This window comes from Streptomyces sp. TS71-3, from assembly GCF_018327685.1.
GTDB lineage: Bacteria > Actinomycetota > Actinomycetes > Streptomycetales > Streptomycetaceae > Streptomyces.
This window is the reverse complement of the sequence record NZ_BNEL01000001.1, coordinates 3,701,094-3,726,537: the sequence shown is the minus strand read 5'-3', so window position 1 is coordinate 3,726,537 and position 25,444 is coordinate 3,701,094. Positions and strand designations below refer to the sequence as shown.

At 73.2% G+C, this 25,444-nt stretch carries 22 protein-coding genes and 3 pseudogenes; 13 read left to right on the top strand and 12 right to left on the bottom strand.

Annotated elements, in window-relative coordinates; translation table 11 throughout:
• Nucleotides 1–15 precede the first annotated feature (15 nt).
• From Sm713_RS15070 to Sm713_RS15055, 4 genes and pseudogenes are all read left to right on the top strand, one after another.
• Nucleotides 16–615, top strand: a pseudogene (locus tag Sm713_RS15070) (NAD(P)-dependent oxidoreductase); the annotation flags it as partial.
• Nucleotides 612–2,023 (top strand): annotated as a pseudogene (locus tag Sm713_RS15065) (FGGY family carbohydrate kinase). The pseudogenes Sm713_RS15070 and Sm713_RS15065, both read left to right, overlap by 4 nt.
• A gap of 114 nt (nucleotides 2,024–2,137) precedes the next feature.
• Entirely contained in the window at nucleotides 2,138–3,973 is a 1,836-nt protein-coding gene (locus tag Sm713_RS15060; protein ID WP_212910130.1) for a dihydroxyacetone kinase family protein, read from the top strand.
• 42 nt (nucleotides 3,974–4,015) lie between these two features.
• The gene (locus Sm713_RS15055) at nucleotides 4,016–4,492 is read left to right on the top strand and encodes a ribose-5-phosphate isomerase (RefSeq protein ID WP_212910129.1); all 477 of its coding nucleotides are present in this window, start codon (nucleotides 4,016–4,018) and stop codon (nucleotides 4,490–4,492) included.
• A gap of 82 nt (nucleotides 4,493–4,574) precedes the next feature.
• Here the strand turns inward: Sm713_RS15055 and Sm713_RS15050 are convergent, their stop codons facing one another.
• On the bottom strand, nucleotides 4,575–6,170 hold the full coding sequence (locus Sm713_RS15050) for an NAD(P)/FAD-dependent oxidoreductase (RefSeq protein ID WP_212910128.1): 1,596 nt from the start codon (nucleotides 6,168–6,170) through the stop codon (nucleotides 4,575–4,577).
• 203 nt (nucleotides 6,171–6,373) lie between these two features.
• Between Sm713_RS15050 and Sm713_RS15045 the strand changes: the two genes are divergently transcribed.
• Entirely contained in the window at nucleotides 6,374–7,102 is a 729-nt protein-coding gene (locus tag Sm713_RS15045) for a helix-turn-helix domain-containing protein (RefSeq protein WP_212910127.1), read from the top strand.
• 412 nt (nucleotides 7,103–7,514) lie between these two features.
• A complete protein-coding gene (locus tag Sm713_RS15040; protein WP_212910126.1) occupies nucleotides 7,515–9,050 on the top strand; it encodes a sulfatase in 1,536 nt (511 codons plus the stop codon).
• A 100-nt stretch (nucleotides 9,051–9,150) separates the two neighbouring features.
• Here the strand turns inward: Sm713_RS15040 and Sm713_RS15035 are convergent, their stop codons facing one another.
• Complete coding sequence (locus Sm713_RS15035; RefSeq protein WP_249416300.1) at nucleotides 9,151–9,984, bottom strand: AraC family transcriptional regulator; 834 nt, start codon at nucleotides 9,982–9,984, stop codon at nucleotides 9,151–9,153.
• A 133-nt stretch (nucleotides 9,985–10,117) separates the two neighbouring features.
• On the opposite strand from Sm713_RS15035, the gene Sm713_RS15030 reads away from it, so the two are divergent.
• Together Sm713_RS15030 and Sm713_RS15025 are read left to right on the top strand one after the other, a co-directional pair.
• The gene (locus Sm713_RS15030) at nucleotides 10,118–10,984 is read left to right on the top strand and encodes a phytanoyl-CoA dioxygenase family protein (RefSeq protein WP_212910125.1); all 867 of its coding nucleotides are present in this window, start codon (nucleotides 10,118–10,120) and stop codon (nucleotides 10,982–10,984) included.
• A 240-nt stretch (nucleotides 10,985–11,224) separates the two neighbouring features.
• Nucleotides 11,225–12,076: a thioesterase family protein gene (locus tag Sm713_RS15025; RefSeq protein WP_212910124.1), complete on the top strand. Its 852-nt coding sequence runs from the start codon at nucleotides 11,225–11,227 to the stop codon at nucleotides 12,074–12,076.
• Between the two features lie 73 nt (nucleotides 12,077–12,149).
• Here Sm713_RS15025 and Sm713_RS15020 read toward each other — a convergent pair whose 3' ends face one another.
• From Sm713_RS15020 to Sm713_RS14995, 6 genes are all read right to left on the bottom strand, one after another.
• Nucleotides 12,150–12,590: a VOC family protein gene (locus Sm713_RS15020; protein ID WP_212910123.1), complete on the bottom strand. Its 441-nt coding sequence runs from the start codon at nucleotides 12,588–12,590 to the stop codon at nucleotides 12,150–12,152.
• A 106-nt stretch (nucleotides 12,591–12,696) separates the two neighbouring features.
• Entirely contained in the window at nucleotides 12,697–14,367 is a 1,671-nt protein-coding gene (locus Sm713_RS15015; RefSeq protein ID WP_212910122.1) for a thiamine pyrophosphate-binding protein, read from the bottom strand.
• Nucleotides 14,368–14,371: 4 nt separating this feature from the next.
• Nucleotides 14,372–15,145, bottom strand: a complete 774-nt coding sequence (locus tag Sm713_RS15010) for a cyclase family protein (RefSeq protein WP_212910121.1) — start codon at nucleotides 15,143–15,145, stop codon at nucleotides 14,372–14,374.
• Nucleotides 15,146–15,320: 175 nt separating this feature from the next.
• Nucleotides 15,321–16,337: an ABC transporter substrate-binding protein gene (locus tag Sm713_RS15005; RefSeq protein ID WP_212912023.1), complete on the bottom strand. Its 1,017-nt coding sequence runs from the start codon at nucleotides 16,335–16,337 to the stop codon at nucleotides 15,321–15,323.
• Nucleotides 16,338–16,494: 157 nt separating this feature from the next.
• Complete coding sequence (locus Sm713_RS15000) at nucleotides 16,495–17,361, bottom strand: ABC transporter permease (protein WP_212910120.1); 867 nt, start codon at nucleotides 17,359–17,361, stop codon at nucleotides 16,495–16,497.
• Nucleotides 17,351–18,166, bottom strand: a complete 816-nt coding sequence (locus tag Sm713_RS14995; protein WP_212910119.1) for an ABC transporter ATP-binding protein — start codon at nucleotides 18,164–18,166, stop codon at nucleotides 17,351–17,353. Before Sm713_RS14995 ends, Sm713_RS15000 begins: the two co-directional genes overlap by 11 nt.
• Nucleotides 18,167–18,380: 214 nt before the next feature.
• Between Sm713_RS14995 and Sm713_RS14990 the strand changes: the two genes are divergently transcribed.
• Nucleotides 18,381–20,027 (top strand): sensor histidine kinase, encoded by a 1,647-nt coding sequence (locus Sm713_RS14990; RefSeq protein WP_212910118.1) that lies wholly within the window; start codon nucleotides 18,381–18,383, stop codon nucleotides 20,025–20,027.
• Entirely contained in the window at nucleotides 20,024–20,785 is a 762-nt protein-coding gene (locus Sm713_RS14985; protein WP_212910117.1) for a response regulator, read from the top strand. The genes Sm713_RS14990 and Sm713_RS14985 overlap by 4 nt, the downstream gene beginning before the upstream one ends.
• Nucleotides 20,786–20,858: 73 nt before the next feature.
• On the opposite strand, the gene Sm713_RS14980 is transcribed toward Sm713_RS14985, so the two are convergent.
• Nucleotides 20,859–21,164 (bottom strand): helix-turn-helix transcriptional regulator, encoded by a 306-nt coding sequence (locus Sm713_RS14980; protein WP_212910116.1) that lies wholly within the window; start codon nucleotides 21,162–21,164, stop codon nucleotides 20,859–20,861.
• 88 nt (nucleotides 21,165–21,252) lie between these two features.
• Between Sm713_RS14980 and Sm713_RS14975 the strand changes: the two genes are divergently transcribed.
• Nucleotides 21,253–21,447 carry a hypothetical protein gene (locus Sm713_RS14975; RefSeq protein WP_212910115.1) on the top strand — a complete coding sequence of 65 codons (195 nt, stop codon included), beginning with the start codon at nucleotides 21,253–21,255 and terminating at the stop codon, nucleotides 21,445–21,447.
• Nucleotides 21,448–21,464: 17 nt separating this feature from the next.
• On the opposite strand, the gene Sm713_RS14970 is transcribed toward Sm713_RS14975, so the two are convergent.
• Nucleotides 21,465–22,487: an LLM class flavin-dependent oxidoreductase gene (locus Sm713_RS14970; protein ID WP_212910114.1), complete on the bottom strand. Its 1,023-nt coding sequence runs from the start codon at nucleotides 22,485–22,487 to the stop codon at nucleotides 21,465–21,467.
• Between the two features lie 207 nt (nucleotides 22,488–22,694).
• Nucleotides 22,695–23,312, bottom strand: coding sequence for an NUDIX hydrolase (locus tag Sm713_RS14965; RefSeq protein ID WP_212910113.1), 618 nt, complete (start codon nucleotides 23,310–23,312; stop codon nucleotides 22,695–22,697).
• 193 nt (nucleotides 23,313–23,505) lie between these two features.
• On the opposite strand from Sm713_RS14965, the gene Sm713_RS14960 reads away from it, so the two are divergent.
• A complete protein-coding gene (locus Sm713_RS14960) occupies nucleotides 23,506–24,186 on the top strand; it encodes a hypothetical protein (RefSeq protein WP_249416299.1) in 681 nt (226 codons plus the stop codon).
• Between the two features lie 62 nt (nucleotides 24,187–24,248).
• Nucleotides 24,249–24,782 carry a DUF488 family protein gene (locus tag Sm713_RS14955; protein ID WP_212910112.1) on the top strand — a complete coding sequence of 178 codons (534 nt, stop codon included), beginning with the start codon at nucleotides 24,249–24,251 and terminating at the stop codon, nucleotides 24,780–24,782.
• Nucleotides 24,783–24,857: 75 nt separating this feature from the next.
• On the opposite strand, the pseudogene Sm713_RS14950 reads toward Sm713_RS14955, so the two are convergent.
• Nucleotides 24,858–25,373 (bottom strand): annotated as a pseudogene (locus Sm713_RS14950) (transcriptional regulator); the annotation flags it as partial.
• Nucleotides 25,374–25,444 lie beyond the last annotated feature (71 nt).

Genomic DNA, 25,444 nt, shown 5'->3' with positions numbered 1-25,444 from the left:
GGCGAGCGGAGTCCTGGCATCGAACTCGACGGCACCACGGTCGGGCTCGTCGGCTACGGCGCCATCGGCTCCCTCGTCGCCCGGGTGCTGCGGGCGTTCGGCGCTCGCGTCCTCGTCGCCGACCCGTACACCGACCCGGCGAAGGCCGCCGCCGACGGCGTCGAGCCGGTCGCCCTGGACGAGCTGATGCGCCGCAGCCCGGTGGTGAGCCTGCACGCCCGGCTCACCGCCGAGACGCACCACCTCGTCAACGCGGACAACCTGCGGTTGCTGCCCCCGGGAGCCGTGCTGGTCAACTCCGCCCGCAGCGGCCTGCTCGACTACGCGCCGCTGCCGGAGCTGCTCGAATCCGGCCGGCTCGGCGCGCTCGCCCTCGACGTGTACGACATCGAACCGCCGCCGTCGAACTGGCCGCTGCTGAGCGCCCCCAACGTCGTCACCACGCCCCACCTGGCCGGCGCCACCCGCCAGACGGCACACCGCGCGGCGCGCATGAGCGCCGGTGAAGCCGCCCGCCACCTGCGTGGCGAACCGCTGCGCTGGGTGGCCAACCCCGACGTGCGGACGAAGGACGTGCGGACGAAGGACGTGCGGACGAAGGGTGCCTCGCGATGATCATCGGCGTCGACGTCGGCACCTCGGTCACCAAGGCCCAGCTGGTCGGCCAGGACGGCCGCACCACACCGGCCCACCAGTCCCGCAGCACCGTCCACACCCTGCCCGGCAACCGTGTCGAGCAGGATCTGGACGAGGTCATCGACACGGTCGTCACCGTCGTCCGGGCCGCGGCCGGCGATGCACGGCGCCTCGGTGAGAGCGTGGACGCCCTGGCCATCACGGGGCAGGGCGACGGGCTGTGGCTGCGCGACGCCGACGGGAACGGCGTGGGCAGGGCCATCTCCTGGATGGACGGCCGCGCCGCGGAGGTCGTGGACACCTGGACGGCGGACGGCGTGGCACTCGGCGTCCACCGGCGCACCGGTGCGGGGTTGTTCCCCGGCTCGGCGGCCCCGCTGCTGGCCCACGTCGCCACGCACGAGCCGGAGCGGCTGTCCGCGGCCACCGTGGCCGGCTACTGCGTGGACGCCATCGCCCAGCGGTTCACGGGCCAGTCGTGGGTGGACGCCTCCGACGCGTCCCAGCCGTTCCTGGACGTCGTCTCCCGCACCTACGACGACGAGGCACTCGACCTGTGCGGGCTCTCCGAGCACCGCGCCCTGCTGGCCGAGCCCGCGTCGCCCGGAGCGCTGCTCGAACTCCGCGCCGACGTCGCCGGCTTCCTCGGGCTGCCCGCCGGGCTGCCCGTCTCCACCGGGCCGTTCGACATCCCGGCCTGCGGCTTCGGCTCCGGCATCACGCGCCCCGGCGACGGCAACCTCATCATCGGCACCACCCTCGCCAGCCAGGTGCTCTGCGAGGAGGCGGCGCCGGTCGCGGGCGGCGACCCCGCCGGCATGCTGCTGGCGACGCCGTACCCGGAGCGGTACCTGAAGGTGATGCCCGCCATGATGGGCACGGCCGGCCTGGACTGGCTGCTGCGGATGTTCGACCTCGAAGTCCGGGAGCTGGACGCGCTGCTGGCCCGGTCGCCGCTGGGCGCCGGGGGCGTGACGGCGCTGCCCTTCCTCTCGGCGAGCGGCGAGCGGCCCCCTTCGTCGACGCCCGGGCCCGCGGCCGTTTCGACGGGCTCTCCCCGCTGACGTCACGCGCCGATCTGGTGCGCGCGCTGTGCGAGTCCGTCGCCTACTCGGCACGCCACTGCATGGAGACGCTGGGCGTCACCGGGACCGTCACCGCATGCGGAGGCGGGACCAGGTCGGCAGAGTGGGCCCAGGTTTTCGCCGGGGTCCTCGGCACCGACCTGGTGGTCTGCGACGCGGACGCGGGCATTCTCGGTGCCGCGCAGGTCGCCTGGGACTCCCTGGGCGAGCCTGCCGACGCCGAACGGTGGCGCGCCGCCCGCCGCACCGTGACCGCCGAGCCGTCCTCGGCGGCGTACTACGAGCAGGGCTACGCGGACTAGCGCCGCACCCTGGCGACCGCCCGCGAGGGCTGGTCATGAGCATCCCGGACCCGCCCGCGCATCAGCCGCAACCGCTGCTCCGTGCCGCCCACGCCCAGACCGCAGGAGGTCGCCATGACCCGGCTGTACAACGACCCCTCCCGGTTCGCCGAGGACATGGTGACCGGATTCGCCGCGGCGCACCCCGAGCACGTACGGGCGGTCCCGGGCGGTGTGGTCCGCGCGGTGCGCCCGCCCGAGGGCAAGGTCGCCGTGCTGACCGGCGGCGGCAGCGGGCACTACCCCGCGTTCTGCGGCGTGGTCGGACCGGGCTTCGCCGACGGGTCGGTGATCGGCGACGTCTTCACCTCGCCGTCCGCCGCGCGGGCACACTCGGTGGGGACGGCGGCCGAGACCGGCGGCGGCGTCCTCTTCCTCTTCGGCAACTACGCCGGAGACGTGATGAACTTCGGCCTCGCCGCCGACCGGCTGACCGCTGACGGCGTTCCCGCACGGTGCTTCGCCGTCACGGACGACGTCGCCAGCGCCCCGGCCGACGACGCGGCGAAACGGCGCGGCATAGCGGGCGGGTTCGTGGTCTTCAAGACGGCGTCCGCCGCCGCCGAGGAGGGCGCCTCGCTCGCCGAGGTCCAGCGGATCGCCGCGCACGCCAACGCCCGTACCCGCACGCTCGGCGTGGCCTTCGACGGCTGCACCCTGCCGGGCCAGGCCGAGCCGCTGTTCACCGTGCGCGCCGGGGCGCTCGGCCTCGGACTCGGGGTCCACGGGGAACCGGGGGTGAGCGAGACCGAGCTGACCGGCGCCGACGACCTCGCCCGCACCCTGGCCGGCTCGGTGCTGGCGGAGCGCCCGGACGGCGCGGGACCGCGGGTCGCCGTCCTCCTCAACGGCCTGGGCGCCACCAAGTACGAGGAGCTGTACGTCCTGTGGGCCTCCGTCTCGCGGCTCCTGTCCGAAGCGGGCCTCGAACTCGTCAGGCCGGAGGTCGGCGAGCTGGTCACCAGCCTCGACATGGCGGGCTGCTCGCTCACCGTGAGCTGGCTGGACGAGGAACTGGAACGGCTCTGGCTCGCTCCGGCCGACACCCCGGCCTACCGCAGGGGGACGGTGGGTGCGCCGGCCCCGAACGCGGCGGTCGCCACCGCCCCGGTGCCGCACGCGACGGCGCGCTCCGACCGCAACGGCACGGCGCGCTCCCACCGCCACGCTGCGGAGGGCTCCGGCCCCAGCGCCGCGGACCACGCGGCCCTACCGGTCCCTGCCGCCCGGTCCGACGCCTCCGCTCCCGCCGAGGCCCCCGCGGCAGGGGCCGCCGGCGGCGCGTCCGAGGTCTCCGCCTACGCGGTGCGAGCCCTCCAGGCCGCCCATGACGTCCTGCACGGACACCAGGAGATCCTGGGACGGCTGGACGCCGTCGCCGGAGACGGCGACCACGGACGGGGGATGTGCAAGGGCGTCACCGGTGCCCTCGCCGCCGCGGCGCGGTCCCATGAGGAACGCGCCTGTCCGGCGGCGGTCCTGGCCGCGGCGGGCGACGCCTGGGCCGCCCAGGCGGGCGGCACGTCGGGCGCCCTGTGGGGTGCGGCGCTGCGGGCGCTGGGCTCACGCCTGCCCGCCGACCGTGCCCCCGTCCCCGCGGAGCTGGTGACCGCCGCGACGTCCGCCCTGGAGTCGGTGACCGCGCTCGGCGGCGCCCGCCTCGGTGACAAGACGCTGGTCGACGCGTTGCAGCCGTTCGTGACCTCGTTCGGCGACCGGGTGGACGCCGGTGCGCCCCTCACCGAAGCGTTCGCAGGCGCCGGCGAGGACGCCCGGTCCGCCGCCGACGCCACCGCCGATCTCCGGCCGCGGCTGGGACGCGCACGCCCGCTGGCCGACCGCAGCATCGGCAGCCCCGACCCCGGCGCGGTCTCGCTCGCCCTCGTGCTCGGAGCCCTGCCGCGGACCTGACTCCGGGCCGGCGGCCCTCCCCCGACCCGTGAGGACCCACTGATGACCGCACCATCCGCCACTCCCCTACGCGTCGTGGTCGGCAGCGACGACGCCGGTCTCGACTACAAGGAAGCCCTCAAGCGCGACCTGGAGAACGATCCCCGGGTGTGCGAGGTCCTGGACGTCGGCGTGCGCCCCGACGAGCACACCGCCTACCCGCACGTCGCCGTCAAGGCCGCCCGGCTGGTGGCCGAGGGAGCGGCCGACCGCGCCCTGCTCGTCTGCGGCACCGGCCTCGGCGTGGCCATCAGCGCCAACAAGGTCCCCGGCATCCGGGCCGTCACCGCCCACGACACCTACTCGGTGCGCCGCTCCGTACTCAGCAACAACGCCCAGGTGCTCTGCCTCGGCCAGCGCGTCATCGGCCTGGAACTCGCCCGCAGCTTCCTCGACGACTGGCTCGGCCTGCACTTCGACAGCTCGTCGGCCTCGGCGGAGAAGGTCGCCGCGATCGACGCCTACGAGCAACTCGGCTGAGGTCCGGTCCGCCGGTCGGAGGCCGGTGCCGCCAGGCGGCAGGCGGCGGCGCGGCGGCCCGGGTTGCGACGCGGCGACCGAGTTACGACGCGGGCTTGTCGTCCGTGAGGGCGCGGGCGAGGTTGCGCCCGGAGCCGCCGCTGACACCGGGGCCCGGCCAGGTCGCCCCGCCGATCTGCCACAGGCCGGGGACGGCGGTGCCGTATCCCCCGCGGTGGGCCGCGATGGGCCGCCGGCTGAACGCCTGGACCAGGGAGTTGTCCCCCTGAGCGTGATCGCCGGGCCCGGCGTTGGGGTTCTGCCGCGCGAGATCGGCGGGCGTGGTGATGTGGCGCTCCACGACGAGGCCGGCGAGACCCGGCGCGTGCAGCTCGGCCTCGGCGACGAGCCGGTCCGCGAACGCCTCGGCCGTGGCGGCGTCCCATCCGGCGGTCCCGTAGGACGTTCCCGCGGCGTCCGCGGACGGGCTGTGCGGTACGTCGAGCGCCTGGAGCCGCACCACGGCGTGCCCCTCCGGAGCGCGGGTGGGGTCGACGGCGGTGGGCTCGTGCCAGGAGACGGACGGATACACCGGCAGCACGCCGGCCTCGGCCTGCCGGACGGACGTCACCAGCGCGTCCACGCCACGCCCCAGGTTGATCGCACCGCCCTGGTCGAGCCGGCTGTCGGTGAAGCGGGGCCGGGCGGACAGGGCCAGATTGACCTGGAAGCAGCCGCGCCGGTACTGGTAGGCCCCGGCCTGGCCGCGCACCCCGGCGGAGATGCCCGGCGCGTCCCGCAGCAGGCGGCCGTACAGGAGGTCCGGGGTCGTGGACGCGACGACCGCCTCCCTCGCCATGACCGTCGCCCCGTCGGAGGTCCGCACGCCGGCGGCGCTGCCGTCGCGCACGAGGATCTCGTCCACGTCGACACCGACGTGGACGCTGCCGCCGCGCTCGGCGACCAGGGCGGCCAGCGCCTCGGCGAGCCGGCCGGACCCGCCCACCGGCGTGGGGTTGCCGATCGCGAAGGTGGCCAGGGCCACCACCGCCCACAGGGCGCTCGCGGGGGCCTCGGGGCCCGCGCCCAGGTGCAGCGGCCACGGCAGTGCGAGGCAACGCATCTCCTCGGTCCTGAAGTGGTCCCGCACCAGATCCAGCGCGCTGCCCGTGAGGAGGCGCTCGAACGGCACCGTGCTCTGCCGGCTCCCGCTGCTCAGCCCGGCGAGCGCGGTCCCCGCGTCGGGACCGTCCAGGCCGTCGTTGAGCAGGCCGAACACGGCCGGGAGATAGGGGCCCACGGCGGAGAAGAGACCGCCCCAGCCGGAGGACTCCCCGAGCCGGTCGAGTTCCGCGGCGAGAGCTTCCGGGTCGACGGGGGCGAGCGCCGTGCGGCCGTCCGGGAGGGAGGAGCCGGTGGCCAGCGGCGCCACCGTGTACTCCAGGCCGTGCCGGCGCAGATCCGGGCCCAGCTCGGCCCAGACCGGGCCGCCGAAGAGGGCGGGGTGCAGGGCCGACCAGCGGTCGTGGAGGTAGCCGGGCGCGCCCAGCTCCTCCGTCCGTACCCAACCGCCCGGCTGGTCCATCCGGTCGATCAGGCACACGCTCCGTCCGGCCCCAAGTAGGTAGGCGGCAGCGACCAGAGCGTTGTGACCTGCGCCGATGAACACCACGTCCGCTTCTGCGGGAAGATCCTTCATAGTCGCGGATGCTAGGCGGAGCACAGGCCCAGTGGCGGGCCGGTGACCACTGGGCGGTCACCCGCGTCGAAAGCCGGCCGGCAGGTGGGTGACGGCGGCGGGGCGACGGCCGACTCCGTCCACCGCGCATGCGCACCTGCGATCTCCGGGAATACGGAACGCCGGGCCCGGGTTGCTCGGGCATGCACGAGAGGAGCGGGCGCGTGCCTGCCGAGGGAGCGCCTGCCGAGGGACCTCCTGCCGACGACGACGCGCGGTCCGTCATCGGCGCCGCCTTCACGGTGCTGCGGTCCCTGCGCGAGCGGGGGCCGTCACGGGTCAGCGACCTCCAGCGCGCTTGCGGCCTCCCCCGTACCACCGTCCACCGCCTGCTCTGCCAGCTCCAGGCCGTGGATGCCGTACGGCGTACGGAGGGCCGCTGGAGCATCGGCCCGCTCCTGGTCGAGCTGGGCTCCGGCCCGTTCGCCGAGCCCGGGGAGCCCGGGCTGCGCCACGTCGCCCGGCGTCCCCTGCTGGACCTCGCCAGGGCCTCCGGCGCCCTCGTCGCCATCAGCGTCGAGACCGCGGGCCACGGGCTGGTCCTCGACGTCCTGCCGAGCGTCCGACCGCTCAAGGGACCCGAGCCCCGTCCCGGCATGGCCCTGCACCCGGACGAACTCGCCCCCCTGGGACTGGACGTCTCCCGCGTCGCATCGGTTCGGGCCCACCACCGGGCCCACCGGGGCGACCTGCGCCCCGTCCTCGACCTCGGCCACGCCGATCCCCGCGTGACCTGCGTCGCGGCGCCCCTGCGGATCTCCGCCCGCGACGTGGGAGCCGTCTGGGTCATGCTGCCCGGCGCCGCCGACGTGTCGGACGCGGTCGTGGGGGCAACCTGGAGAACGGCCCGGCGTATCGCGGCCGAGTTGCCCGGGAGCGGGTCCTCCGGCTGACGGGGGCCACCGGCGGGTCGCACCGCTCAGGGCCGGGGAGACGGCCTAAGGGGTCCTTGCACTATGCCCGCCCGGCTCGCGCGGCCTGGCACCGCACCTCGCCGCGTTGCCGAAAAGCCCTGGTAGCTCCTCCCCCACTCTCGGCTTCGCTCGCGCGGGGGGACCGGGGGGACCCCCATCAAGGACTCTCCGGCGCCTTGCGATGCTCCCCCACAGCCTGAAAGACGTGGGTGGGGGTACCTCCCACGCCCGTTCAGGGCAGTGGGGGAGTGCCCCCAGCACCAGACCACGCGCCCTATCGGACGCTCATAGTGCAAGGACCCCTAAGTTGGAGTGTCCCGGTGGTGCGGCGAGCGCCCGAGCCGTGCGAGACCCACCCGCCGACGACCGACCGTTCGTGGAGGCACCGTTCATGCCCGGCACCAGTCACCTGCGCGGGGCCCTGGCCCTCGTGTCCGCCCTCCTCGCGATCGCCGCCCTCACCTCGTGCACGGCGGGCGGCGGCGACGGGACGGACACGCCGTCCTCCCCCGCGCCGGCGCCGTCCGGCACGGCGAGCGCGGGCAGGCCCAACATCGTGTTCGTGCTGACCGACGACCTCTCGTGGAACCTGATCCGCTACATGCCGCACGTCCGGCAGATGCAGAAGGCCGGCACCACCTTCTCGAACCACCACGTGACCGACTCGCTCTGCTGCCCCTCCCGCACGTCCATCTTCACCGGCGAGTACCCGCACGACACGGGCGTCTTCACCAACAGCGGCGACGACGGCGGATACGGCGCCTTCCTGAGGAACGGCAACGAGAGGAAATGCTTCGCACCGGCCCTGCGGAAGGCCGGCTACCGCACCGGTTTCATGGGCAAGTACATCAACGGCTACCAGCCCGCCGACAGGAACGGCAGCTCGCGGCAGGGCGTCCCGCCGGGCTGGGACGAGTGGGACGCCGCGGGCAACGGCTACCCGGAGTTCGACTACAACCTGAACGAGAACGGCAAGGTGGTGCACTACGGGCACGGCCCGCAGGACTACCTGACCGACGTCCTGTCCGGCAAGGCCACGTCGTTCGTCGACTCATCGGCGCAGGCGAAGAAGCCCTTCATGCTGGAGGTGGCGACGTTCGCGCCGCACGCGCCCGCCACCCCCGCACCGCGCGACGCGGGCAGCTTCCCCGGCGTCAAGGCGCCCCGGAGCGCCGCGTACGGCCGCCCTTCCGAGCCCACGCCCGCCTGGCAGAAGAAGATCACGCCGCTGACCGCGCAGGACGACCGGAGGATCGACCGCCAGTTCGCGAAGCGCGTGCGCTCCGTGCAGTCGGTGGACGAGATGATCGGCCGGCTGCAGGACGAGCTGAAGGCGAAGGGGCTGGCGGACGACACGGACATCGTCTTCAGCTCCGACAACGGCTTCCACCTCGGCGAGCACCGGCTCCGCGCGGGCAAGCAGACCGCCTACGACACGGACATCAAGGTCCCGCTGATCGCCACGGGCCCCGGGATCCCCGCGGGCAGGCGTGTCACGGCGCTCACGGAGAACATCGACCTCAACCCGACCTTCCAGGGCCTCGCCGGCGCGCGGCCGCCGTCCACCGTGGACGGGCGCAGCCTGGTGGACCTCCTGCACGGCGGACGGCAGCCCGGCGACTGGCGGCAGGCCGTGCTCGTCGAGCACCACCACCCGGCGTCCAGGAAGGACGATCCCGACGCGGTCCCGGAGGACAGCGGCGACCCGCCGACCTACGAGGCGCTGAGGACGGCCGACGCCCTGTACGTCGAGTACGCCGACGGGGAACGGGAGTACTACGACACGTCCTCGGACCCGGACGAGTTGAGAAACCTCGCGCCCTCCATGTCGCCGTCCCGCCGGGCCTCGTTGCACGCCACGCTCATGGCGCTGGAGCACTGCCACGGCACCGCGAGCTGCCGTGCGGCGGCGCGCCTGCACGGCTAGCGGCAGGCCTGCACGACTGGCTGACGGGACGCCAGGTACACGGCACGCCTGCACGACCAGCTGCACGGCACGGCCAGGGCGCTTCGTCCGGGCCTCGGGCTCAGGGCACGAAGGCGCGCCGCGTCTGGTACCGGAAGTCCCGTGGCGCGACCTGGTGCGTCCGGTGGAAGCAGCGGGTGAAGTACGACGCGCTGCCGAACCCGCAGCGCTCGGCGATCTCGGTGACCGGCGCCTCCGTCGTGGCGAGCAGGGTGGCCGCGTGGCGCAGGCGCAGTTCGCCCAGGAACGCGGTCGGCGTGGTGCGAAGGTGCCGCCGCATCGTGCGGGACAGATGCGCGGGGCTGACGTGCGCCAGCGCCAGCATCCGGGGCAGTCCGGCCCGCAGGTGCTCCTCCTCGCGCATCGCCGCGCACGTGGCGACCAGCCAGCCGGGCGCACCGGAGGGGGCGGGGGCGGCCTCGGGCAGCAGCGGGACCATCTCGGTCCAGAACCGGACCAGGTCCAGCGTCGTCGGCGCCTCGTGGAAGCGCTCCAGCGCGAGGCGGCACGCCTCGACCGCCACCGCCTGAGGGGCCGCGGTGTTGAGCGGCGGCAGCGGAGCGGCGTCCCAACCGCCCGCGCCGGCCAGGGCGGCCAGCGCGGTGAAACCGTGCCAGGTGGTGGCGGGGAAGGCGATGTTGAAGAAGCGCATGCCGTCCGGCTCGGCGCCGCTCAGCCCGTGCTGGTCACCCGGGCGCACCAGGACGACGTCACCGCGCTCCAGCCGCTGGGTGCCGGTGGCCAGCCGCTGCTCGCCCTCCCCCTCGGCCACGACCATCACCTCGTAGTAGTCGTGGTGGCCGTGCGGGAGGGAGTCCCCGCGCAGGTCCACCAGCGCGGCGTGGTACGGACGGCCGCGAGCGTACGTCTCGAAGCGCTCCTCGGGCACCAGCATGTCAACAGAGTACAAGTCGACGTCGTGGCAGTGCTATCTGAACAGCCCCGCCCGCTGGCACAGTGTCGCCGGAAGTCAAGTCGCGCCATGCGGCTGGAGCGCGGCCGCGGGGCGCCGAGACCCGGGAGCCGCCATGACCCTCACCCCCGATCCACCCTCCGCACTGGAGCAGTACGAGCGGGACGGATACGTCGTCTTCCGCGACGTGATCGACCAGGACCTCGTCGCCGAGGCGGCCGACCACGTCGCCTGGCTGGGCCGGCAGCACCCCGAGGTGCGGCCGGAGCAGTTGGGGCACATGTTCCTGCGGGACGACCCGTTCTGGGTCCGCCTGATCGGCGACCCGAGACTCCTCGACATCGCCGAGCTGTTCGTCGGCCCGGACGTCGCCCTGTTCGCCTCGCACTACATCAGCAAGCCGCCGTTCTCGGGTCAGCCCGTGCTCTGGCACCAGGACGGCGCGTTCTGGCCACTGGAGCCGATGCGGGTGGTCACCCTGTGGCTGGCCGTCGACCACTCCACGCCGGAGAACGGCTGCGTCCGGCTGCTCCCCGGCAGCCACACCATGGACCTCGCCGCGATCCGCGAGAACACCGAGGTCGACAACGTGCTGGGGGCGGAGACGGTCGCGGAGATCGACGAGTCCCAGGCCGTCGACATGGTGCTGCGCCCCGGCGACGTCGAGGTGCACCACCCGAACATCGTGCACGGCAGCAAGGCGAACACCTCCCCGAACCGGCGCTGCGGGCTGACCATCCGCTACATCCCGACCTCGACCCGGATCACCGACGACGAGCAGCCCTATCCCAGCGCGTTCCTGCTCCGCGGAGAGCCGGGTGTGAACGTCTACCAGCCCCCTCCCGCCTACGATCCCGAGCGGCACTTCCCGTTCCGTGACGCTCCGGCACCGGCACCGGCACCGGCTCCGGCTCCGGCTCCGGCACCTATGACCGGCGCGGACGACGTCGCGGCCGACGCCCTCGCGGAACCCAAGGGCTGAAGGGTGCGGCGTGCCCCGGCGGACACTCCGCCAGGGCACGTCGGAGGGATCCGCCGCCGGGACCTGCCGCCAAGGCCCGCCGCCGAGGCCCGCCGCCAAGGCCCGCCGCCGAGGCCCGCCGCCGAGGCCCGCCGCCAGGTCCGCGACCGGGGTCCGCGGCACGTGGTGACGCCCTTGTAGCGGGTCACGCCCGCCACCGATACTCGTCCCGACCCCCGGCCCGGCCCTCCTCGGAGTGACATGAAGCCCACATCAGCCCCGGACGCCTCCGCGACTCCGTCACCGGCCCCCTCCGCCCCCGGCCTACCGCTGTCCGCCGCGTTCTACCGTGCTCTCGGGGACGGCCGGTACGAGAGCGCTCCCGCCACCGCGGGGCCGTGGAGTCCGAAGACGCAGCACGGGGGACCGCCCTCGGCGCTGATGGGCCGGGCGATGGAACGGCACGCGCCCCGGGCGGGCTTCCGGATCGCCCGCATCACCTTGGAACTGCCCCGCCCGGTGCCGGTGGCCGACCTTCAGGTCGAGGTGCGGACGGTGCGCTCCGGTTCACGCGCCGAACTCCTCGAAGGAGAGATCACCTCCGGCGGCCAGCTCGTGCTGCTGGGCCGGGCCTGGAGGATGATCGCCAGCCCCGACGACACCCCGCGCCTGCGACCGGAGCCCGGCCCGCCCCCGCTGCCGGGAGAGCAGCCGCCGGCCGCCATGGCCGGTGCCTACCTGGACGGGTACATCGCGGCCATGGAGTGGCGACACGAACCGGGGGAGGGATTCGACACGCCCGGCCCCGGCACGGCATGGGCGAGGCAGCGCATACCGCTGGTGGAGGGCGAGCAGGACACGCCGCTGACCCGCGCGCTCACCCTCGCCGACAGCAGCTGGGCGCTCGCCTCCGAGCTCGACTACCAGGCGCGGCTCGTCATCAACACCGACGTCACGCTCGCCCTGCACCGTGAACCGGTCGGCGAATGGCTCTGCGTGCGCTCGGCGACCGCGGCGAGTCCCGCCGGCTCCGGGCTGGCACTGGGGCAGCTCGACGACACCGCCGGCGACTGCGGCCGGATCCTGCAGACCCTCCTGGTCGCCGAACGGTGAGCGGGGGCCGGGGCCCGGCAGGCGGCGTCGGGAAGCTTCCGGGGCCTTCAGGTGCCCGCAGGGACCGGCGGCTTCACCTGAGCTCCTCGGCCAGTCCGACGACGATGCCCTCGGGACCGCGGACGTAGCAGAGCAGGTAGGCGTCCTCGTACCGCACCACCTCGCCGACGAGTTCCGCGCCGAGGGCCCGCAGGCGGGCGACGACGTCCTCGATGTCGTCGACGGCGAACATGACCCGGCGGATGCCCAGCGTGTTCGCCGGCGCGTCCTCGGGCCCGGCACCGATCGCCTCGGGCGTGTGGAACTTCGCCAGCTCGATCCGGCCCTGGCCGTTCGGGATCCGCAGCATGGCGACGTCCTGCCGGACCCCGTCCAGCCCGATGACGCGGTCCACCCAGCGCCCCTCGACGGGCCCCTTGCCCTCCGGCTCCATGCCGAGTTCGACGAAGAACGCGATGACGGCGTCCAGGTCGTCGACGACGATGAGGACGTTGTCCATCCGCTGGATCGTCATGCCGGCCTCCTGGGTGTGATGGGGCCGCAGTGGCCGCTTCCACCCCTGGGACGCAGCAGCCATGCCGTTCTCGACATCCGCCGCCCCACGAGGGCACCCCTGGTCGTCAGTGGCCGCGGAACGCCTCCTCCAGCCACCACGACGGCGCGCTCGTCACCTTCGCGTCGACGAGCATGGGCCGGCTCCTGTCACCGGCCAGCCAGGTGGCCACGGCGCCGAGGTCGGACACGGTACGCACCTGTGCCGCCTCCCAGCCGTTGCCGCGCGCTATCGCGGCGATGTCGGTGTCCGGGAACCGGACGGTCGCCAGGTCGTGGCCGTCCGGGCCGAAGTGGTGGACCTCGGCCCCGTACCCGGCGTCGTCGTACACCACGGCGAGCATCGGGATGCCGAGCCGTGCCACGGTCTCCAGCTCGGCCGCGCCCATCAGCACGCCGCCGTCCCCGAGCGCGGCCACCGGTAGGCGCGACGGCTGCGCGAGTGCCGCGCCTATCGCGGTGGCGAGCCCGAGGCCGATCGACTGGAACGCCTGGGTGAAGCAGAACCCGTTCTCGTCGGGGACCGAGAGGTACGCGCTCGGGTAGCCCATGAAGTTCCCGGAGTCGACGGACACGACGCGCTCGGCGGGCAGCAGCTCGTCGAGCGCCGCCGACAGCGCCCGCGGGTCGATGTGGTCGGGCGTCGAGTCGTCGTCGTGGGGCACGTCGCGCCAGCGTCCCTCGGCGGCGATCCGCTCGCGGACGGCCTCGGTGCGGTAACCGGTGTGCGCGGTGCCCAGCGCCTCCAGTGCGGCGCGTGCGGTGTCGATGACCGGTCCGTGCACGCCGATGTGGATGTCGCGGTGCGCGCCGAGCGCGTGGCTGTCGACGTCCACCTGCGCGACGGTGGCGTCCGGGCCGATCAGCCTGCCGTGCCGCATCGTCCACATGTTCAGCGCGCAGCCCCAGCCGACGATGAGATCCGCGGCCGTGATCAGCTCGGCGGCCAGCGGTGTGGCGAATCCGCCGGAGACGTCCAGCGACCACGGATCGCCGTGGAAGAGGCCCTTCGCCACGGCGCTCGTCGCGAGCAGCGCGCCGCACGCCCCCGCGAGGTCGCTGAGCGCTTCACGGCTGCCCGGCAGTCGCGCCCCGCGGCCCGCGACGAAGACCGGACGTTCCGCGCTGCGCAACGCCTCGACCAGAGCGGCGAGCTCGTCGCCGGACGTGGCGTAGGGCTCGCCGGCGGGCGGCGCGGGCAGGGCGACCGGTCCGGCCGCCGGCATCTCCTGTACCGCGAGCGGCAGGTTGAGCAGCACGGTGCGGCGCTCGGTGACCGCCGTGCGGTACGCGGACACCGTGGTGTCGACCGCGGACTCCGCCGCCGTCACGCGCATCGCCGTCGCGCCCACCGCGGTGGCCAGCGCGTGCTGGTCGACGTGGAAGTTGGACCGCGGCTCCGTCACGTCGGCGGCGAGCACGACGAGCGGCGTGCGGCTCTTGGCCGCCTCGGCGATGCCCGTCATGGCGTTGGTCAGGCCGGGGCCCTGGTGCAGGGACACCGCGGCGAGGCGCCCGCTCATGCGCGTGTACCCGTCCGCCATGACCACCGCGCCGCACTCGTGCCGTGCCGCGACGAATCTCGCGCCGGCCGCCGTCATCGCGTTGGTCAGGTGGAAGTTGCCGGAGCCGACGACGCCGAAGACGTGGTCGACGCCGAGCCGGGCCAGCGTGCTGCCGACGGCCCCGGCGACGGTGTTCCCGGGGGCGACGGGGGCCGCCGGGTCGATGGGGTCCATGGCGTCAGTGCTCCACGAGGGCCAGGGCCCGCACCGGGCTGCCCGAGCCGCCGACGATGCGCAGCGGGCCGGTCACCACCATGGCGCCGGTGGCCGGCAGCCGGGCGAGGTTCTGCAACTGCGTCAGCCCGTACTTGCCGGCGCCGTGCATCATCGTGTGGCACGGGAACATCGGATCGAAGCCGGCCGCGGCGCCCGCGTCGGTGCCGACCGTCTCGACGCCGAGCCCGATCACCGGCGACTGTTCGGCGAGCCAGCGCGCGCACGCGACCGACAGGCCCGGCGTGTGCGGCCCGGCCTCGTCGGCGTTGAGGAACTCCTCCTGCTCGTGCGAGCGGGCGTCCCAGCCGGTGCGGAACAGCAGCCAGCCGCCCTCGGGCAGCGGGCCGTGCCGCTCCTGCCACGCCTGGACGTGCTCGATCTCAAGGAGGAAGTCGGGGTTCTCCGCGACCTCGGCGGAGTAGTCGAGCACCACCGCGGGCGCTATCAGCCGGCCCGGCGGGACGGAGGCGACGTCCTCGCCGTCCTTGCCGGTGACCCAGTGGTTGGGCGCGTCGAAGTGCGTACCGGTGTGCTCGCCGGTACGGAAGTTGTTCCAGTACCAGGCAGGACCCCGCGCGTCGTAGCTGCTGATCTCCTCCAGCTCGAACTTCGCGGTCTGCCCGAACTCCGGCGGCAACCGCAGCGTCGGGGTGTCCGCGGTGAGGGGCGCGGTGAGATCGACGACCTCCACCTGCCCGGACGCGAGTGCGTCGCGCAGGTCCTGCAGGATCGGCATGGGGTGCCTCCTTCGTAGGGTGTCACCGTAGTGCGGAGCCGATCAGCTGTGCAGACTCCCGGCCGACCCGGCGAACCCGCGCGGCCACGGCACCGGTGAGCCGGTGCCGGTGGCGTCCCGGCCGCACGGGGGCCCTTGCCACCCCGTGCGGCCGGGCGTGCGCCAGCCCCCCTCGTCAGTGGGCCTTGTCCGTGAACTCGGTGGTGTACGTCTTCTTCAGGTCGATGGTCGCGTCCTTCAGGTTCGGGTTGAAGGACTTCAGCACCCGCTGCACCGTGGCCGGTCCGTCGGCCGGCATCCTGCCGTCCTTGGTGAACATCGGCAGGGTGCTGTCGATCGCGTGGGCGTACAGGCCCTGACCGCCCTGCGCGTAGTCGCTGGGCATCTTCGCCGCGATCTCCTCGGCGTCGTGCGTGGACATCCACTTGAGCGTGCGCACGAAGGCGTTGGCGAGCTTCTGGACGGTGTCCTTGTGCCCGTTCGCCCAGTCCGTGTTCATGTAGAGGCTGGAGGACGGGTACAGCCCGCCGAGGGCCTTCTGGGATCCCTCCGGGGTCCGCATGTCGACGAGGACCTTGCCCAACTTCTTGTCGAGGATCTGGGCGACGGTCGGGTCGGTGGTCATGCCGCCGTCGATGGATCCCTTCTGGAGGGCGGAGATGAAGGTCTGCCCGGCCCCGACGGCGACGTTGGTGAACTGGTCCGTCGAGACGCCGGCGTTGACACCGAGGTACTTCGTGAGGAAGTCGGTGGAGGATCCGAGGCCGGTGACGCCGAGCTTCTTGCCCGCGAAGTCCTTGGGCGACTTGATGCCGCCCGCCGCCTTGTTGGACACGATCTCGACCTCACCCGGCGTCTGGGCGAGCTGGACCACGGACTCGACCTGCTTGCCCTTCGTCTGCAGGTCGAGGGTGTGATCGTAGAAACCGACGACGCCCTGGACGTTCCCGGCGATCAGGGACGTGGTGGCGTCGATGCCGGCCGGCTCGGTGAGGAGCTCGATGTTGAGGCCCTCGTCCTTGAAGTAGCCGAGCCGCTGGGCCAGCATCGCGGGCAGGTAGATGACCTTGTCGATGCCTCCCACCATGATCTTCACCTTGCCGCCCTTGCCGCCTCCGCCGCCGTCCGACGAGTGCGAGGACACCTCGTCGGCGCAGCCGCTCAGCGCGGCCAGGGCGGCGAGCGCGGTCATCACGGTGGTCACTTTGGTGACCGTCCTGGTGGTCTTCTTCGAGGTCACGGTGCGACGGGACATGCACGGCTCCAGGGTGGTGAAGGGTGGGGAAGGTCAGCGGGGGGCGGCGGAAGGCCGGACGGAAGGCCGGCGTCGGGAGGTCAGCGGCAGGAGGTCAGCGGGCCTCGCTGTCGGCGGGCTTCCAGCGGAACAGCCGGTTCTCCATGAAGGTGAGCAGGCCCTCGGCGAGCAGGGCGACGACGGCGAGGATGACCATGGCCGCGTAGACACCGGCGGAGTTGAAGGTGCCCTGGGAGGCGGAGACGAGCAGCCCGATGCCCTTCGTCGCTCCGATGTACTCGCCGACGATGGCGCCGATGAGGGCGAAGCCGAAGCTCACGTGGAGGCTGGTGAAGATCCACGAGGTGGCCGCGGGGATGACGACCTGGAAGGTGACCTGGCGGTCGCGGGCCCCGAGGATGCGGGCGTTGTCGATGAGGTGCCGGTCGACCTCCCGGGCGCCCTGGAAGGCGTTGAAGAAGACCGGGAAGAAGACGAGGACGACCGCGGAGGCGACCTTGGACGCCGGCCCCAGGCCGAACCAGATGAGGAAGATCGGGGCGAGGACGATGCGCGGCAGGGCGTTGAGGACCTTGATGTAGGGGCCCATGACGTCGGCGAGGAACCGGACGCGGCCCAGCGCGATGCCCAGCACGACTCCGCCGAACACGCCGATGACCCAGCCGAGCAGCGCTTCGTAGAGGGTGTACCAGATCTGCTCGCCCAGCGATCCCTGCGGGGTGCCGTGCAGGAGCCACTGCTGGATCTGGCCCCAGATCTTCGAGGGCATCGAGAAGTTGAACGGGTCGATGATCCCCGAGCGGGAGAACCACTCCCAGATGCCGAGGACGAGGACGAGGAGGGCGGCGCGGCAGAAGAGGACGACGACGCGGCGCCGGCGTGCGGCGCGGCTGCGCTCCTCGGAGCGTCCGGGCTTGGCGGCGGCCTCGGGTGCGGTCGCGGTGTGGGTGTCAGGCGACATTCTGGGCACCCCTTTCACGGGTGATGCGGACCTCTTCGCCCAGGGACGACCAGATCTCCCGGTAGATCTCGACGAAGTGCGGCTCCAGGCGGACGGACTCGACGCGGCGGGGGCGCGGGAGGTCGATGGTGAAGATCTCCTTCACGGTCGCGGGGCCGGCGGTCATCACGACGACCTTGTCGGCGAGCGCGATGGACTCCTCCAGGTCGTGGGTGACGAACACGACCGAGGATCCGGTGCCCGCCCACAGCTCCATCAGCTCGTCCGACATCAGGGCGCGGGTCTGCACGTCGAGGGCGGAGAACGGCTCGTCCATGAGCAGGATCGACGGGTCGTTGACGAACGTCGAGGCGAGCGCGACGCGCTTGCGCTGGCCGCCGGAGAGCTGGTGGGGGTAGCGGTCCTCGAAGGCGGTCAGGCCGACGCGGGCCAGCCACTCGCGGGCCCGCTCCTTGGCGTCCGCCTTGGGCGCGCCCCGGAACCGGGGGCCCGCCATCACGTTGGACAGGACGGTGCGCCAGGGAAAGACGGCGTCCTGCTGGAAGACGAAGCCGACCCGCTCGTCGATGCCGCGCACCGGCGTGCCGGACAGCATCACCTCGCCGTCGGTCGGCTCCTCGAGGCCGCTGACCAGGGTGAGGGTGGTCGACTTCCCGCAACCGGTGGGGCCGACGACGGCGACGAACTCTCCTTGCTGCACGATGAGGTCGAGGTCGCGCACGGCGGTGTGTGAGCCACCGGACGGCGTCCGGAAGGCCTTGCGGACTCCGCGCAGTTCGATGGCCGGACTCGATGGGCTTGTCATGCCGCGGAACTTAGGAACGCCGCCGACGCGGGGAAAGCTTTGGCCCGCAACCACCGGTTGTTCCTGTTGAGCGGCATTCTGCTCATTGTGCCGACGGCCGGCGCACGAGCTGGTGCGCGGGACCTTCCCTGGCCGAAACCTCGCCGGTTACGGTGCGTTCGCACCGGTGAAACGTCCGGTCGCGTGGGGAGGTACCGGAAGGGCAGGTGGCATCGTGGCCCGATTGCGCATCGGCTGGCCGAGGCAGGTCTTCGCCCAGGTGCTGATCGCCCAGCTCCTCATCACCACGGGCGTCCTGCTCCTGCTGACCGGGCTGTTCCTCCAGCCGCTGCGCACCCAGCTCGACGACCAGGCCGAGCACCAGGCGCTGGCCATCGCCCAGACCACCGCGGCCGATCCGGACATCGCCGCGGGGCTGCTGACGAGCGATCCCAGCCCGCTGGGCCCCGTGCAGCGGCAGACCGAACGCACCCGTGAGGCGACGGGGGCCCTGTATGTCGTGGTCATGGACATGCGCGGGATCCGCTGGTCCCACACGGACGTGCGGCAGATCGGCCACCTCGTGTCGACGGATCCCTCCATCCCGTTGCACGGGCACGTCGTCCTCCAGGTCGACCGGGGAACCCTCGGCACCTCGGCGCGGGCGAAGGTGCCGCTGCGCGACGGCGGCGGCCGGATGATCGGCGCGGTGTCGGTGGGGATCGCCTACTCCGGTGTGCGGGACCGCCTGCTCGCGGCCCTGCCCGGGCTGCTGCGGTACGCGGGCACGGCACTCGCCGTCGGCGCCTGTGCCGCGTTCCTGGTGTCCCGCACCCTGCGCAAGCGCACGCACGGCGTCTCGGTCGGCGACATCTCCGCGCTGCTCTCGGAGCGCGAGGCCATGCTGCACGCCGTGCGTGAGGGCATCATCGCCCTCGACGACCGCGAGCGGGTCCGCCTGGTGAACGACGAGGCGGCGCGCCTGCTCGCCATCGAGGGCGACGCCGAGGGGCGCGACCTCGACGAGATCCTTCCGCCGGGGCGCTCCCGCGACGTGATCGCCGGGCAGGTCACGGGCCGCGACCTGCTCACCGTGCGCGGGAACCGCGTGCTGATCGCCAACCGGATGCCGACCCCGGACGGCGGCTCGGTCGTCACCCTGCGGGATCGGACCGAGGTCGAGCTGCTCGGCAGGGAGCTGGACTCCATCAAGGGCCTGCTGGACGCCCTGCGGGCCCAGGACCACGAGCACGCCAACCGCCTGCACACGGTGCTCGGCTTCCTCGAACTGGACATGCCCGACCGGGCCCGCGACTACGTCGCCGGGCTCACGAGCGCCCGCCGCGCCTTGGCCGAGGAGATCTCCGAACGCGTCCGCATGCCGATGGTCTCCGCCCTGCTGGTCGGCAAGTCCGCCATCGCCTCGGAACGCGGGGTGAGCCTGCGGCTGTCCGACCGGACCCACCTGCCCACGGGTCTGATCGACGCGCGGGACATCGTGACCGTGCTGGGCAACCTGATCGACAACGCCCTGGACGTGGTGGGCGGCGGGCAGGCCGGGGCCCGGTCCGTGGTCGAGGTGGAGGCCTTCGTGGAAGCCGACACGGTCGTGATCCGCGTCAGCGACAACGGCCCGGGGGTTCCGGTGGAACTGCGCAACACCATCTTTCAGGAGGGCTGGACAACCAAGGCGTCCCCGACCCATCGTGGCCGTGGCCTCGGACTGGCCATGGTCCGCAGCCTCGCCGAACGCTACGGCGGAACGGCCCGCGTGGCCGCCCGGGCCGGCGGCGGCTCCGTCTTCACCGTCACGTTCCCCGACATCGTCGCCGGCCCGCCGCCCGCACCGCCTCAGCCCGTCCTGACAGGAGAGCCGTCATGATGGAAGTTCTTGTGGTCGACGACGACTTCCACGTCGCGGAGGTCAACGCGGCCTATGTGGGCAAGGTGCCGGGCTTCCACGTCATGGGCACCGCCCACACCGCCCTGCAGGCCCTGCACGTGCTGGAGCGCGACCGGGTCGACCTCCTGCTGCTGGACCACTACCTGCCCGACCGGACCGGCCTCGACCTGGTGCGCGGCATGCGGCAGCGGGGCATGCGCAGCGACGTCATCATGGTCACCGCCGCGCAGGACGTGGAGGTCGTCGAGGCCGCCCTGCGCTACGGCGTGCTGCACTATCTCGTCAAGCCGTTCACCTTCGAGGGCCTGCGCTCCCGGCTGGAGAGCTACGCCGAGCTGCGGCGCGCCCTCCGGGACGCGAGCGCGCGCACCGCGACGGGGCAGCCGGGACAGGCCGGGCAGACGGGGCAGCGGCAGATCGACCGCATCTTCGGCACGGTACGGACCCCGTCGAGCGCGTCCACCGCGCCGGCCAAGGGCTGGTCCGGGCCGACCGTGGACCTCATCTGCCAGGTCGTCGCGCGGGCCGAGAGCCCCCTGTCGGCCCAGGAGGTCGCGGCCCGCGCGGGGATCAGCCGCTCGACGGCGCAGCGCTACCTGCGCTACCTCCAGGACAACGGGTCCCTGGAACTCTCGCTGCGCTACGGCGACGCCGGCCGGCCCGAACACCGCTACGCGGCCCCGCCGCCGCCCGCCGACCGCACGCAGCCGCCGCAGGGGCGGGCGTCCAGTCCGTAGGCTCGGTCCCCAGCGATACCTGACTCATGTCAAGCTAAGGCAGATATGGACCCGCCGAGGAGGCCCCCACCCCTTACGGCATGTCGCCGAAGGACTTCTCCAGGGACGGCCCCGGAACGACGTCGATGTCGTCGGCGTCCACGCCGTGGCCCTGGTTGCAGCGCAGACCGACGTGGACCATGGCGCCGCAGTCGCGATGGCGCAGGCGGACCGGACCGCCTTCGGGCGCGAGGTGGCGGTCACCCCACTCCATGAGCGCGAAGAGGGCGGTCAGCAGCTGGAGGCCCTGGTCGGTCAGCGCGTACCGGTCCCGGGTGCGCTGACCGGGCTCGCGGTACGGGATCCTGGCGTGGCTCCGGCAGAAGGCAGCGGCCGCCACGACCGGCCGTGTCGCCATCATCGGCCCGCGCACGACCGGCCAGCTCCGGGAGGACCTCGGCTCCCTGGACGTGCGGTTGGACGCCGCGATGTCGACACGGCTGGACGAACTGAGCGGCATCCAGTACGGCCAGCCCTACGAGGTCCAGGCCGCCCGCGCCGCGAACGTGACCGGCGGCGAGGGAGCGGACTTCCGGCGCCGTGCTCTGCCGGTCGCGCAGACAGGACGTCCGCGGCGTGTGCTGAGTGCCGCCTGCCGCGCACCTTCGCCGTCCGGTCAGTGAACGCCCGCGGGTGTGGGTCAGCGCCAGCCGAGTGCGGGGGCGACCTGCGTGAGGATGCTCTCCAACACGTGGCTGTTGTAGTCGACGCCGAGCTGGTTGGGCACGGTCAGCAGGAGCGTGTCGGCCTCCGCGATGGCCTCGTCCTCGGCGAGCTGCTTCACCAGGACGTCGGGCTCGGCGGCGTAGGTACGGCCGAAGATCGCGCGCGTGCTGGCGTCGATGTACCCGACGTGGTCCGCGCTGTCGCCCTCGCGGCCGAAGTACGCGCGGTCCTGGTCGCTGGTGATCGCGAAGACGCTGCGCGAGACGGAGACGCGCGGCTCCCGCTTCCAGCCCGCCTCGGCCCACGCCTCGCGGAACGCGCGGATCTGCGCGGCCTGCTGCACGTGGAACGGGGCGCCGCCCTCGTCGTCCTTGAGGGTCGAGCTCATCAGGTTCATGCCGAGCTTGGCCGCCCAGGTGGCGGTGGCGTTGGACCCGGCGCCCCACCAGATGCGCTCAAGCAGCCCTTCCGAGTGCGGCTCGACCCGCAGCAGCCCGGGCGGGTTGGCGAACATCGGCTGCGGGTTGGGCTGGGCGAAGCCCTTGCCCTCAAGGACGGTCAGCAGCACCTCGGTGTGCTTGCGCGCCATGTCGGCGTCGGTGTCGTCGTCGCCGGGCGCGTAGCCGAAGTAGCGCCAGCCGTCGATGACCTGCTCCGGGGAGCCGCGGCTGATGCCGAGCTGGAGCCTGCCGCCGGAGATGAGGTCGGCGGCGCCGGCGTCCTCGGCCATGTAGAGGGGGTTCTCGTAGCGCATGTCGATCACGCCGGTGCCGATCTCGATCCGCGACGTCCTGGCGCCGATCGCTGCCAGCAGCGGGAACGGCGAGGCCAGCTGCCGGGCGAAGTGGTGGACGCGGAAGTAGGCACCGTCGGCCCCGAGCTCCTCGGCCGCCACGGCCAGGTCGATGGCCTGGAGCAACGAGTCCGACGCCGACCTCGTCTGCGAGTGCCTGGTGTCGGACCAGTGCCCGAAGGACAGAAAACCGATGCGCTTCATGGCCGGCACAACATCCCACCGAGCTGATTGATTCCTCAACTAATTAGGTCACGCCGTCCGCTCATGCCCTGCGCTGACCGGGGCACGCCGTCCCTGCTCCCATGGTCTCACGGGGAGCGTCGTCGCAGCTCACAGCCACAGGGCGCCCTCGGGGCGCCTCGACAGGCGGGCCCCCGCGACGCCGGCGCCATGAGGAGGCAGCGTCGGCTACCCGCGGTTCCCCCGGGCATGCCGCAGCTTGTGGACGAAGCGGTGCATGTGCGGGTCGAGGCGCCCGGCCGGCTCCTCAAGCACCTGGTCCCAGGTCAGCCACCGGATGGCGTCGAACTCGTCCTGGTCGTAGGAGGTGATCATGTCGGCGCCGGCGTCGAGGAGGTACCAGAGCGAGACGTCGGTGTGGGAGCCCTCTCCCCGGGTCCGGGTGACGGTGAGGAAGAAGGGACGCCGGCAGGTGGCCGGCGACGCCACGGCCTCGATGCCCAGTTCCTCACGGCATTCGCGGACCACCGCGGCCCACTGGTCCTCACCCGGCTCGACGTGTCCGCCGGGCGGCAGCCACAGGCCCGCCTTGCGGTGCGCGACGAGCAGCAGCTGCCCGCGTGCGTCGTCGAGGACGACGAAGTAGCTCACCAGGTGCGTCGCCGGAACATCCGGCTTGCGCACCCGGTGGAGCGGGGCTCCGCCGGCGATCCAGTCCCTGGCGCTCTCCAGATGGGTGCGCTCCAGGTCGTCCCACGGCTCGATGGCGCCGACCAGCTCCAGGAGGTGCCCACGCAGCTGGTCGTCCGGGGTGTGGGGCGGGTGGTCCGCTGCCGTTGAGGTCATCCGGGCATCCTGGCAGCGGCCACTGACAGTCGCCGCGGGCGCGGTGGCCGGCGGCGGCTCAACCACCGCGGCGAGGCGCGCCTACGTGAGGTGATCACGCCTACGTGAGGTGATGCGGAACCCGCACGGGCATGCCCCGGGCAGGCCGCATTCCCCGGTCCCGGGGGTTCGCCCCGGGAAGGAGGGGTACGCGGTGCCGGTGTTCCGGATTCCTCGGCGAGCACGGGCACGGCGACGGCCGCTGCGCTTCGACGGGTGGATCGCCGGCACAGGCACCGCGTCGGGTACGCGCATCGTGCTGGGACGCTGGGAGCGCTCGCCGTTCGGGGCGTTCAGCGACGTCATGCTCGAACATGCCGACGGGGAACGGCTCCTGCTCGCGCCCAGCCGCGAGACCGCCGACTTCGTCAGCTCCACCTACGCCTTCGACACGGTGCGTGTCGTGCCCGTCGACGCCCGCTCCGAGGGGAACGTGTGGAGCGTGGCCGCGGGGCCGCTGCGCCTCCGCTTCACCACCCGCCGGCGAGGGGCGTTGGGATGGCTGCTGCACCTCGTGCCGGGTGCGCTCGCCGGCCGGCCGGCGTGGGCCGCGCTGACGGATCTCCCCGCCCGCCTGCTCCTGCCCGGCGTGCGGACGCGCGGCACGGCGGGCGCGGGGGCGCGCCCCGGCACACGGACGGGCGCGCGGCCTCGTCGCCAGTGGTACGGCGCGCGGGACCTGCGGCCGATCGGGACGGTCTCCGCGGTCCTCGACGGCGTCGACCTCGGCGGGATGACGCCCGTCGCACCCGCCGTGCGCTTCGGATTCGCCTCGGCGCCTCGGAAGCCCGCCGTCGCACGGATCATCACGACGGTCGACCCGGTGCCCAGGTGATACGGAGGCGCATACGCGCCACGGTCTGGGGACCCGTCCACCGGAGGTAGGAGTTCGCCGCCATGGACACGCTTCTGATCACCTTCGGGCACGGCACCGCGGACCGCGAGCAGATCATCGACCTGCTGCACCACGCCGGCGTCGCGGCGGTCGTGGACGTGCGTACGGCCCCCGGCTCGCGCCGGAACCCGGACCTGCGGAGGGATCGTCTCGCCGAGTGGATGCCGGGGAGCGGTATCGCCTACCGGTGGGAGCCGGACCTGGGCGGATTCCGCAAGCCCGCCCCCGACAGCCCGGACACCGTCTGGCGCAACGCCTCCTTCCGCGCCTATGCCGCACACACGCGCTCGCGCGAGTTCGTCGCCGCCATGGATCGCCTGCTGCGCGATGCCGCTTCCGTCCGGACGGCGGTCATGTGCAGCGAAGCGGTCTGGTGGCGCTGCCACCGCCGCCTCATCGCCGACTTCGCCGAGCTCGCCCGTGCGGTGCCGGCCCGCCACCTCATGCACGACGGGAGGATCAACCCGCACATCCCGACAGCCGGTGCGCGCCTGCGCGAGGACGGTCTTCTCGTCTACGACGCCGAGCCGGACTGAGGGACGGCGGCAGGCCACCGCCGAGGACACCGCGGCCACCGCGCCGCGCAGGCCCCTCCCGTGCCGCGCCCGCACTCACCCCTCCCGCTTCATCCACTCGCTGCCGCCCAGCGGGTAGTCGTAGCCGGGGCGGTTCGTGTCGGCGCTGGTGCGGAACGGCGTGCCGTCGTCGTCGACATGCACGGTGCCGTGGCGGGCGCCGCTGGACCACTCCAGGGTCAGGTCCCAGCGGACGTCGTGTGCCTTGCTGTGGGCGGTGACGTAGAAGACCTCCGGGTCGGACTCGCTGACCTTGTACGGGAAGTCGCGCTGGCCGTTCCTGACGGTGGCGGTCGGGCTGCCGTCGTCGAGGTCGACGTCGAACGACTTGGTCTCCACGCCGCCGCCGCAGCCGACGCCCATCGAGTAGTCGTTCCAGGCGAGCGGCGCGCCCTTCGCCACGACGCGTACGTGCAGCGCCTCCAGGACGACGGTGTCCCGCCCCGCCCCCTGCACGGTGAGGGCGACGCGCTGCTCCCCCGACGAGACCGCACCGTACGCGGCGGCCCAGCGGGGCGCGTCCTGCTCCGCCGCGGGCGGGCCGACCTGGTCAAAGCCCGTTTCCGCGTTCCAGCGTCCCCAACTGCCCGGCTTTCGTGGCGGCTGGGACGGATCACCGAGCA

What these genes read in the sequence shown, in the direction of transcription:
- Sm713_RS15060 (WP_212910130.1), top strand. Translation starts at nt 2,138, where the DNA reads ATGACCCGGCTGTACAACGACCCCTCCCGGTTCGCCGAGGACATGGTG.
- Sm713_RS15055 (WP_212910129.1), top strand. Translation starts at nt 4,016, where the DNA reads ATGACCGCACCATCCGCCACTCCCCTACGCGTCGTGGTCGGCAGCGAC.
- Sm713_RS15050 (WP_212910128.1), bottom strand. Translation starts at nt 6,170, where the DNA reads ATGAAGGATCTTCCCGCAGAAGCGGACGTGGTGTTCATCGGCGCAGGT.
- Sm713_RS15040 (WP_212910126.1), top strand. Translation starts at nt 7,515, where the DNA reads ATGCCCGGCACCAGTCACCTGCGCGGGGCCCTGGCCCTCGTGTCCGCC.
- Sm713_RS15035 (WP_249416300.1), bottom strand. Translation starts at nt 9,984, where the DNA reads ATGCTGGTGCCCGAGGAGCGCTTCGAGACGTACGCTCGCGGCCGTCCG.
- Sm713_RS15030 (WP_212910125.1), top strand. Translation starts at nt 10,118, where the DNA reads ATGACCCTCACCCCCGATCCACCCTCCGCACTGGAGCAGTACGAGCGG.
- Sm713_RS15025 (WP_212910124.1), top strand. Translation starts at nt 11,225, where the DNA reads ATGAAGCCCACATCAGCCCCGGACGCCTCCGCGACTCCGTCACCGGCC.
- Sm713_RS15020 (WP_212910123.1), bottom strand. Translation starts at nt 12,590, where the DNA reads ATGACGATCCAGCGGATGGACAACGTCCTCATCGTCGTCGACGACCTG.
- Sm713_RS15015 (WP_212910122.1), bottom strand. Translation starts at nt 14,367, where the DNA reads ATGGACCCCATCGACCCGGCGGCCCCCGTCGCCCCCGGGAACACCGTC.
- Sm713_RS15010 (WP_212910121.1), bottom strand. Translation starts at nt 15,145, where the DNA reads ATGCCGATCCTGCAGGACCTGCGCGACGCACTCGCGTCCGGGCAGGTG.
- Sm713_RS15005 (WP_212912023.1), bottom strand. Translation starts at nt 16,337, where the DNA reads ATGACCGCGCTCGCCGCCCTGGCCGCGCTGAGCGGCTGCGCCGACGAG.
- Sm713_RS15000 (WP_212910120.1), bottom strand. Translation starts at nt 17,361, where the DNA reads ATGTCGCCTGACACCCACACCGCGACCGCACCCGAGGCCGCCGCCAAG.
- Sm713_RS14995 (WP_212910119.1), bottom strand. Translation starts at nt 18,166, where the DNA reads ATGACAAGCCCATCGAGTCCGGCCATCGAACTGCGCGGAGTCCGCAAG.
- Sm713_RS14985 (WP_212910117.1), top strand. Translation starts at nt 20,024, where the DNA reads ATGATGGAAGTTCTTGTGGTCGACGACGACTTCCACGTCGCGGAGGTC.
- Sm713_RS14975 (WP_212910115.1), top strand. Translation starts at nt 21,253, where the DNA reads ATGTCGACACGGCTGGACGAACTGAGCGGCATCCAGTACGGCCAGCCC.
- Sm713_RS14970 (WP_212910114.1), bottom strand. Translation starts at nt 22,487, where the DNA reads ATGAAGCGCATCGGTTTTCTGTCCTTCGGGCACTGGTCCGACACCAGG.
- Sm713_RS14965 (WP_212910113.1), bottom strand. Translation starts at nt 23,312, where the DNA reads ATGACCTCAACGGCAGCGGACCACCCGCCCCACACCCCGGACGACCAG.
- Sm713_RS14955 (WP_212910112.1), top strand. Translation starts at nt 24,249, where the DNA reads ATGGACACGCTTCTGATCACCTTCGGGCACGGCACCGCGGACCGCGAG.